The 6565-nt window shown below is 65.0% G+C and carries 7 protein-coding genes and 4 tRNA genes; 7 read left to right on the forward strand and 4 right to left on the reverse strand.

The window, feature by feature from the left end; genetic code table 11:
* Nucleotides 1-526 precede the first annotated feature (526 nt).
* From CGX12_RS11540 to CGX12_RS11550, 3 genes are read right to left on the reverse strand one after another with little or no spacing between them, the layout of a single operon-like run.
* Nucleotides 527-1393 carry a carbon-nitrogen hydrolase family protein gene (locus CGX12_RS11540; RefSeq protein ID WP_094040030.1) on the reverse strand — a complete coding sequence of 289 codons (867 nt, stop codon included), beginning with the start codon at nucleotides 1391-1393 and terminating at the stop codon, nucleotides 527-529.
* 2 nt (nucleotides 1394-1395) lie between these two features.
* Nucleotides 1396-1995, reverse strand: coding sequence for a GNAT family N-acetyltransferase (locus CGX12_RS11545; protein WP_094040031.1), 600 nt, complete (start codon nucleotides 1993-1995; stop codon nucleotides 1396-1398).
* Nucleotides 1992-2402, reverse strand: coding sequence for a ketosteroid isomerase-related protein (locus CGX12_RS11550; protein WP_094040032.1), 411 nt, complete (start codon nucleotides 2400-2402; stop codon nucleotides 1992-1994). Before CGX12_RS11550 ends, CGX12_RS11545 begins: the two co-directional genes overlap by 4 nt.
* Before the next feature lie 190 nt (nucleotides 2403-2592).
* Between CGX12_RS11550 and murB the strand changes: the two genes are divergently transcribed.
* Both murB and birA read left to right on the forward strand, forming a co-directional pair.
* Nucleotides 2593-3627, forward strand: coding sequence for a UDP-N-acetylmuramate dehydrogenase (gene murB / locus CGX12_RS11555; RefSeq protein WP_094040033.1), 1035 nt, complete (start codon nucleotides 2593-2595; stop codon nucleotides 3625-3627).
* Nucleotides 3615-4595, forward strand: coding sequence for a bifunctional biotin--[acetyl-CoA-carboxylase] ligase/biotin operon repressor BirA (birA, locus tag CGX12_RS11560; RefSeq protein WP_094040034.1), 981 nt, complete (start codon nucleotides 3615-3617; stop codon nucleotides 4593-4595). The genes murB and birA overlap by 13 nt, the downstream gene beginning before the upstream one ends.
* 52 nt (nucleotides 4596-4647) lie before the next feature.
* Here birA and coaA read toward each other — a convergent pair whose 3' ends face one another.
* On the reverse strand, nucleotides 4648-5589 hold the full coding sequence (coaA, locus tag CGX12_RS11565; RefSeq protein WP_094040035.1) for a type I pantothenate kinase: 942 nt from the start codon (nucleotides 5587-5589) through the stop codon (nucleotides 4648-4650).
* Between the two features lie 217 nt (nucleotides 5590-5806).
* On the opposite strand from coaA, the gene CGX12_RS11570 reads away from it, so the two are divergent.
* From CGX12_RS11570 to CGX12_RS11590, 5 genes are all read left to right on the forward strand, one after another.
* A tRNA-Thr gene (locus CGX12_RS11570) sits at nucleotides 5807-5882 on the forward strand.
* 10 nt (nucleotides 5883-5892) lie between these two features.
* Nucleotides 5893-5977, forward strand: a tRNA-Tyr gene (locus CGX12_RS11575).
* A 66-nt stretch (nucleotides 5978-6043) separates the two neighbouring features.
* A tRNA-Gly gene (locus CGX12_RS11580) sits at nucleotides 6044-6118 on the forward strand.
* A 2-nt stretch (nucleotides 6119-6120) separates the two neighbouring features.
* Nucleotides 6121-6196: transfer RNA gene (locus CGX12_RS11585), tRNA-Thr, on the forward strand.
* Nucleotides 6197-6294: 98 nt separating this feature from the next.
* A partial coding sequence (locus CGX12_RS11590; protein WP_254918276.1) for a GTP-binding protein occupies nucleotides 6295-6565 on the forward strand: 271 nt, incomplete at its 3' end.

The following is a 6565-nucleotide window of genomic DNA, read 5'->3' on the forward strand; positions in this document are numbered from 1 at the left end:
GAAATTGGGCATCCTTGCCCGCACGGTTTGTGCCGGTTTGTGCCGGCTCATGCCAGCTAAAGCGGCATCTACAGCGGCATCTACAGCAGCTCGGTGCCACCCTCATGCGGGCGGGCCGCGCCCCAAGAGTCGGTACCGCCTAAGTTTTACCCCTTTGTCGGAGGCGTCGATGGCTTCTGACGAGACGCAGGCTGTCGGCCAAAGGGCACTCCTCCTCCGGCACGCCGTGGACCCATCCCTGGGGGGCTCCGCCGCGCCCTCCCTGGCGCGGAGGGCCGGCGGAGCAGCGCTCTTTGTCCTCCCTATCGCCCCCGCTGCCGCCTGTTGGCACCACCTTCAGACGGCGCCGGAGCTTGGAAGAGGCAACAGGGATGGCCTCCGCCGACCGTCACCTGCCAGGGATGGCAGGTGCGAGCCTACAGGGACGTACTTGCGGCGTGTCGGCGGAGGTGGCCCTGTTGACTCTTATCTACGTTGCAACAGACAACAAATAGCTGATTGGCCGATTTTTAAACTGATCGGCGCTCTAGAGCCGAAGCTGGCCGTCCCAGTCTCTGTGGTTGAACACCTGGCCCTGGGTGCGCACCCGTTCCAGGGCGTCGAGATCCAGCCGGGCCAGCACCCAGCCGGGCTGGTCGGCCTGGCCCATGGCCAGCACGCCGTCGGCGGGATAGCCGTAATCCACCGGGCTGTAGACGGCGGCCCGGCCGGTGTTGACGTCCACCGCCTCCGACCAGGGCGCCTGCCCTATGGTGGGGGACTGGGCCACGAAGCACTGGTTCTCCAGGGCTCGGGCCTGGCTGCCGATCCTGACCCGGTTGAAGCCGGCTTCGGTGTCGGTGCAACTGGGCACCAGGATCAGCCGGGCGCCGGCCTCCACCTGCCGGCGCACGATGAGCGGGAATTCGCTGTCGTAGCAGACGGCGACCCCCACCTTGCCGAAGGCGGTGTCCAGCACCTTGATGGTTTCGCCCGGTTCTATGCCCCACTGTTCCCGCTCGAAGCGGGTCATCTGCAGCTTGTCCTGCCAGTCGTGGCCGCCGTCGGGGCGGAACAGATGGGCCCGGTTGACGTAGCGGCCGTCTGGCCGCCGCACCGGGAAGGTGCCGGCCAGGATATGCAGGCCGTGGCGCCGGGCCCGGCGGGAAAAATAGCCGAGAAAGCCGGGCAGCAGCGCCTGCAGGGCCTCCAGCTGGTGCTGCAGGGAGCGGTAGACGGCCTCGTCGAACAGGGAGGCCAGCTCCATGGAAAAGTATTCCGGCAGCAACAGGAAGTTGGCGCCCTGGTCGAGGGCCTCTTCCAGCAGCCGATCCAGCTTCTGCTCGAAGCGCGCCCAACTGCCGAGAAACTCGATGGGATACTGGGCGCTGGCGAGGGTGAGGGCAGGGGTCATGGCTACGCCTCCAGGGACTTGAGATAGAACTGCATGGGCTTGTCGGTTTCGTCCGCCTGGTCCCTGTCCTTCCAACGGAACCGGGTGTCCAGTCCGGGGACGGGGTGGTAGCCGAAACGGGCCCAGATAGTGGTGAGGGGGCGGTAGCCGGCCGGCTTCAGGGGGTGATCCTCGGGGCGCACCACGGCGCAGAAGGCGGCTTGGGCAAAGCCCAGGTGCTTGGCATGGGCTTCCCGTCCTGCGAAGAAGGCACGGTACAGGCCCCTGCCCCTGTAGTCCGGTAGCAGCACCGACTCGGCGCAGTAGAAGATGTCCTCCACCGCCACACCCCGGGCCAGGAAGGGCGCCTGGAATTCGTCCACCTCCCGGGCCAGGGGCAGGCCGGTGGAGGCGCCCACCACCCGATCGCCGTCCAGGGCCAGCAGGCAGAGGCTGTCCTCGCACTGCAGGTAAGGGGCGAGATAGGCCATCTCGTATTCCAGGCTGCCGTCGTAGAGGTAGGGATAGTCCCGGAACACCCGGATGCGCAATTCGGCCAGGGCATTGAGCCAGGGGGCCAGCTCGGCGCCCCTGGCCGCCAGTAGGCGGAGGGAGCCGTTCATCCGCCGACCTGGGCTATCCAGTCGTTCAGGTTGTAGTAGTTGCTGATCCGCGCCACCCTGTTGTCCCGGATCTCGAAGAAGGCGCCGGCCGGCAGCCGGTAGCGCTGGCCGCGGGCCTCGGGCAGTCCCTGATCCGTGTGCAGGTATTCCCCCAGCACCACGAATTCGGCGGCGGCCCGGCTGCCGTCCTCGCTGACCAGGATCTGGATGTCGGTCAGCTGCTCCCGGTAGTGGCGGTTCATGCGCGCCATGAAGTCGGCGAAGGCGGCCTTGCCAGTTTCCCGTCCGCCCTGGTTGATGTCGTGGGCCACCTCGTCGCTCAGCAGGCCGAGGAAGGCCTCCATGTCGCCGTTGTTGAATGCCTGGTAATAATCCCGGATCAGTTGGGTGCTTTGCTGCTTGCTCATCATGCTCCAGCCGCGGTTGACGAAAGGGAGTTCGATTTCAGGTCAAAACGGCGGTGGGATCAAGACGGCTTTAGCCTGCGGCCGGTAAATGACTTTTACTCCCGGGCAAAGATGGTGCGGACGAGCGGCCGGTTAACCCGGCCGTCGTCTTGAGGTACACTGGGGCCGCCTTTATTCAGGATATGCCATCATGTCGACGAGCCCGGTTTCCCTTCTTCCCTTCAACACCTTCGGCCTGGCCCAGCACGCCCGCACCCTGCTGGTGCTGGAGCGGCGCAGCCAGCTGCCAGAATTGTGGCGGTCATTGCGGGAAGCGCTTCCCCTCTTCGTGGGGGAGGGCTCCAACCTGCTGTTCACCGCGCCCTTCGAGGGCACCGTGCTGGTCAACCGGCTGCGGGGCATCACCGTGACCGATGCCGGCGATGCCTGGCTGGTGCGGGCCGAAGGCGGGGAGAGCTGGCACGGGCTGGTGTGCCATACCCTGGAGCGGGACATGCCGGGACTGGAAAACCTGGCCCTGATCCCGGGCACCGTGGGCGCCGCCCCCATCCAGAACATCGGCGCCTACGGGATCGAGCTGGCGCAGTTTTGCGAGTCGGTGGAAAGCTTCGACTGGGACAGCGGCGAGATCCGTCACTGGCCGGCGGCCGACTGCGCCTTCGGCTACCGGGACAGCGTGTTCAAGCACGCCGCCCGTCGACACCTGATCCTGAGCCTTACCCTGCGCCTGCCCAAGGACTGGCGGCCGGTGCTGGGCTATGGCCCCCTGGCGGCGCTGGGGGAGGCGGCCAGTCCGGCGCAAATCTTCGAGCAGGTATGCGCCACCCGCCGATCCAAGTTGCCGGATCCGGCCCTGTTGGGCAACGCCGGCAGCTTCTTCAAGAACCCCAAGGTGGGCGAGGCCCAGGCCGAGGCGCTCAAGCTGGCCTGGCCGGCGCTGCCGGTGTACCCGGCCGAGCCGGGACTGATCAAGCTGGCTGCCGGCTGGCTGATCGACCAGGCCGGCCTCAAGGGTTGCCGCCTGGGCGGGGCTGGCGTGCACGAGCACCAGGCCCTGGTGCTGGTCAACTTGGGCGGGGCCACCGCCGAGGATATCGTCCGGCTGGCGGCGCTGGTGCGGGAGCGGGTGGAACAGCAGTTCGGGGTGCGCCTCGAGCCCGAGGTGCGCGTGATGGGCCCCCGGGGGGAAAGCAACCTGGACGAGGTGCTGGCATGTCTGAACTGACGCCGCTGCGGGAAAGCCTGCTGCGCATGCTGGCGGACGGTCACTTCCACTCCGGCGAGCAACTGGGTGAGGCGCTGTCGGTCAGCCGGGCGGCGGTGAGCAAGCACGTGCAGGCGCTCAAGCGCCTGGGGCTCGACGTATACAGCGTGAGCGGCAAGGGCTACCGGCTGGCGGTGCCGCTCAGCCTGCTGGATCCGGTTCGATTGGGCCGGGAGCTGGCCCCCACCCGGGTCGAGGTGGTACCGGTGATCGGCTCCACCAACCAGCACTGGCTGGAGTCCATTCCCGGGCTGGAAAAGGGGGACGTCTGCCTGGCTGAATGCCAGACCGCCGGCCGCGGCCGGCGGGGGCGGCACTGGGTGTCGCCCTTCGGCGGCCAGCTGATTCTGAGTCTGTACTGGCGGCTGGAGCAGGGCATGGCGGCGGCCATGGGGCTCAGCCTGGTGGTGGGTATCGCCGTGGTGGAGGCCCTGCAAGCCCAGGGCTTCGAGGGGGTGCAGCTGAAATGGCCCAACGATCTCTACCTGGGCGGCCGCAAGCTGGCGGGCATACTGGTGGAGATGTCCGGCACCGCCGGCGGCCCCTGCCACCTGGTGATCGGCATGGGGCTCAACCTGCTGCTGCCCAAGGATGAACAGACGCGCATCGACCAGCCCTGGGCCGAGCTGGCCGAACTGGGCGAGATTGCGGATCGCAATGCCCTGGTGGTGGCCCTGGTCGGTTATCTGCAACGCTACCTGGCGCTGTTCGAACGGGAGGGCATCGCCGCCTTCCGCGAGCAGTGGAACCGGCTCGATTACTTCAACGGCAAGCCGGTGCGGGTGCTGATGGGGGAGCAGGAGGTGCACGGCCGGGCCCGGGGCATCGACGACCAGGGCGCCCTGCTGCTGGAGCTGGACAATGGCGAGATAAAACGCTTTTTGGGCGGGGAGATATCGTTGCGCGGAGCTGGCGGTCAAGTATCGTGAGGCGTGAGGCGTGGAGTGACCCTCCCGCTTCATGCTTCACGGCGTTGACGGTTTATTTCTTCAGCCAGACCTGCTCCACCTCGTGCTCCCTGCCCTTGGTGAGGATCAGCTCGGCCCTGTCCTTGGTGGGCAGGATATTCTGCTTCAGGTTCTTGTAGTTGATCTCCTGCCAGATGCGGCTGGCGACCGTCACCGCTTCCTCTTCACTGAGCCGGGCATAGTGGTGGAAGTAGGAGTCGGGATCGGTGAAGGCGCCCGAGCGCAGCTTGAGGAAGCGCTCCACATACCAGGTCTTCAGCAGCCGTTCGTCCGCGTCCACGAAGATGGAGAAGTCCACGAAGTCGGACACAAACACCCGGTGCGGCTCGTGGGGATAGTCCATGCCGCTCTGCAGCACGTTGAGCCCTTCGATGATGACGATGTCCGGCTGCTCCACCACCGCCTCCTGATCCGGCACTATGTCGTACACCAGATGGGAATAGACGGGGGCCGTGACCCTGGGCTTGCCCGACTTGATGTCGGACACGAACTGGACCAGGCGGCGGATATCATAGGACTGGGGAAAGCCCTTTCTGCGCATCAGGCCGCGCTGCTCCAGCACATGGTTGGGATAGAGGAACCCGTCGGTGGTGACCAGGGCCACCCGCGGATGCTGGGGCCAGCGCTCCAGCAGGGCCTGCAGGATGCGGGCGGTGGTGCTCTTGCCCACCGCCACCGAGCCGGCGATGCTGATCACATAGGGGACATGATGGGGCTCCTTGCCGAGAAACTGATCCAGCACCCGGTTGCGCCGCTGCTTGGCCTTGATATAGAGGTTGAGCAGGCGGGACAGGGGCAGGTAGATGTCCCGCACCTCGGCCAGGGACACCCTGTCGTTGATCCCCTGCAGGCGCCTGAGTTCGTCCTCGCTCAGGGGCAGTTGCACCGCGTCGCGCAGCTCTGACCAGGTCTCGCGGGAAAAGGCCAGATAGGGTGAGTAGTTGTCTATCTTCATCGGAAAGTCCTGTGAGTCGCCCGGCGACGATACACCATGGGGTGGGGATGAACAAGGCGGTACGGGGTCCCTCTTTGGTCACAGCCGCGGTCCGGCCCGGCGGCGTGGTGCGGGTTGCTGGCGTTTTTTTGCGCGCTTGACGCGGGCCGCGAGAAAAACTTGGCGCAGGGTGTTGCATCTGCGGCCCGGCTTGCCCTAGAATTCGCCTCGCTCGTGTGCCGGCATAGCTCAGTTGGTAGAGCAACTGACTTGTAATCAGTAGGTCGAGGGTTCGACTCCTTCTGCCGGCACCATTTAAAATCTGGAGGGGTTCCCGAGTGGCCAAAGGGATCAGACTGTAAATCTGACGGCTCCGCCTTCGCTGGTTCGAATCCAGCCCCCTCCACCAGTTTCCAGTGTTCGCCCCGGCGGGGACTGAAAAAAGCGGTTTGAGGTAGTTCAAGTAAAGAAAACCGCGGGCATCGTATAATGGCTATTACCTCAGCCTTCCAAGCTGATGATGCGGGTTCGATTCCCGCTGCCCGCTCCAGTGCTGATATAGCTCAGATGGTAGAGCGCACCCTTGGTAAGGGTGAGGTCCCCAGTTCGATTCTGGGTATCAGCACCACTTCTTTGCCCAGGCACCCTCAAGCCTTTTTTGTTATATACTTCCTACTTGCGACTCGCGTGGTATAGCTCACCACCCAACCAGTTAGAGGGACGAGCATGTCTAAAGAAAAATTTGAACGTACAAAACCGCACGTTAACGTTGGTACCATCGGCCACGTTGACCACGGTAAAACGACCCTGACCGCTGCCATCACCAACGTCCTGGCCAAGAAGTTTGGTGGCGCTGCCCGCGCGTTCGATCAGATCGACAACGCTCCGGAAGAAAAAGCCCGTGGTATCACCATCGCCGCTTCCCACGTCGAGTATGACACCGAAATCCGTCACTACGCGCACGTTGACTGCCCCGGCCACGCCGACTACGTGAAAA

This window comes from Zobellella denitrificans, assembly GCF_002237365.1.
GTDB classification, from domain to species: Bacteria; Pseudomonadota; Gammaproteobacteria; order Enterobacterales; family Aeromonadaceae; genus Oceanimonas; species Oceanimonas denitrificans.

Bases quoted from the DNA above. Each gene is read 5' to 3' on its own strand.
- CGX12_RS11540 (WP_094040030.1), bottom strand. From the start codon at position 1,393: ATGACCCCTGCCCTCACCCTCGCCAGCGCCCAGTATCCCATCGAGTTT.
- CGX12_RS11545 (WP_094040031.1), bottom strand. From the start codon at position 1,995: ATGAACGGCTCCCTCCGCCTACTGGCGGCCAGGGGCGCCGAGCTGGCC.
- murB (WP_094040033.1), top strand. From the start codon at position 2,593: ATGTCGACGAGCCCGGTTTCCCTTCTTCCCTTCAACACCTTCGGCCTG.
- CGX12_RS11550 (WP_094040032.1), bottom strand. From the start codon at position 2,402: ATGAGCAAGCAGCAAAGCACCCAACTGATCCGGGATTATTACCAGGCA.
- birA (WP_094040034.1), top strand. From the start codon at position 3,615: ATGTCTGAACTGACGCCGCTGCGGGAAAGCCTGCTGCGCATGCTGGCG.
- coaA (WP_094040035.1), bottom strand. From the start codon at position 5,589: ATGAAGATAGACAACTACTCACCCTATCTGGCCTTTTCCCGCGAGACC.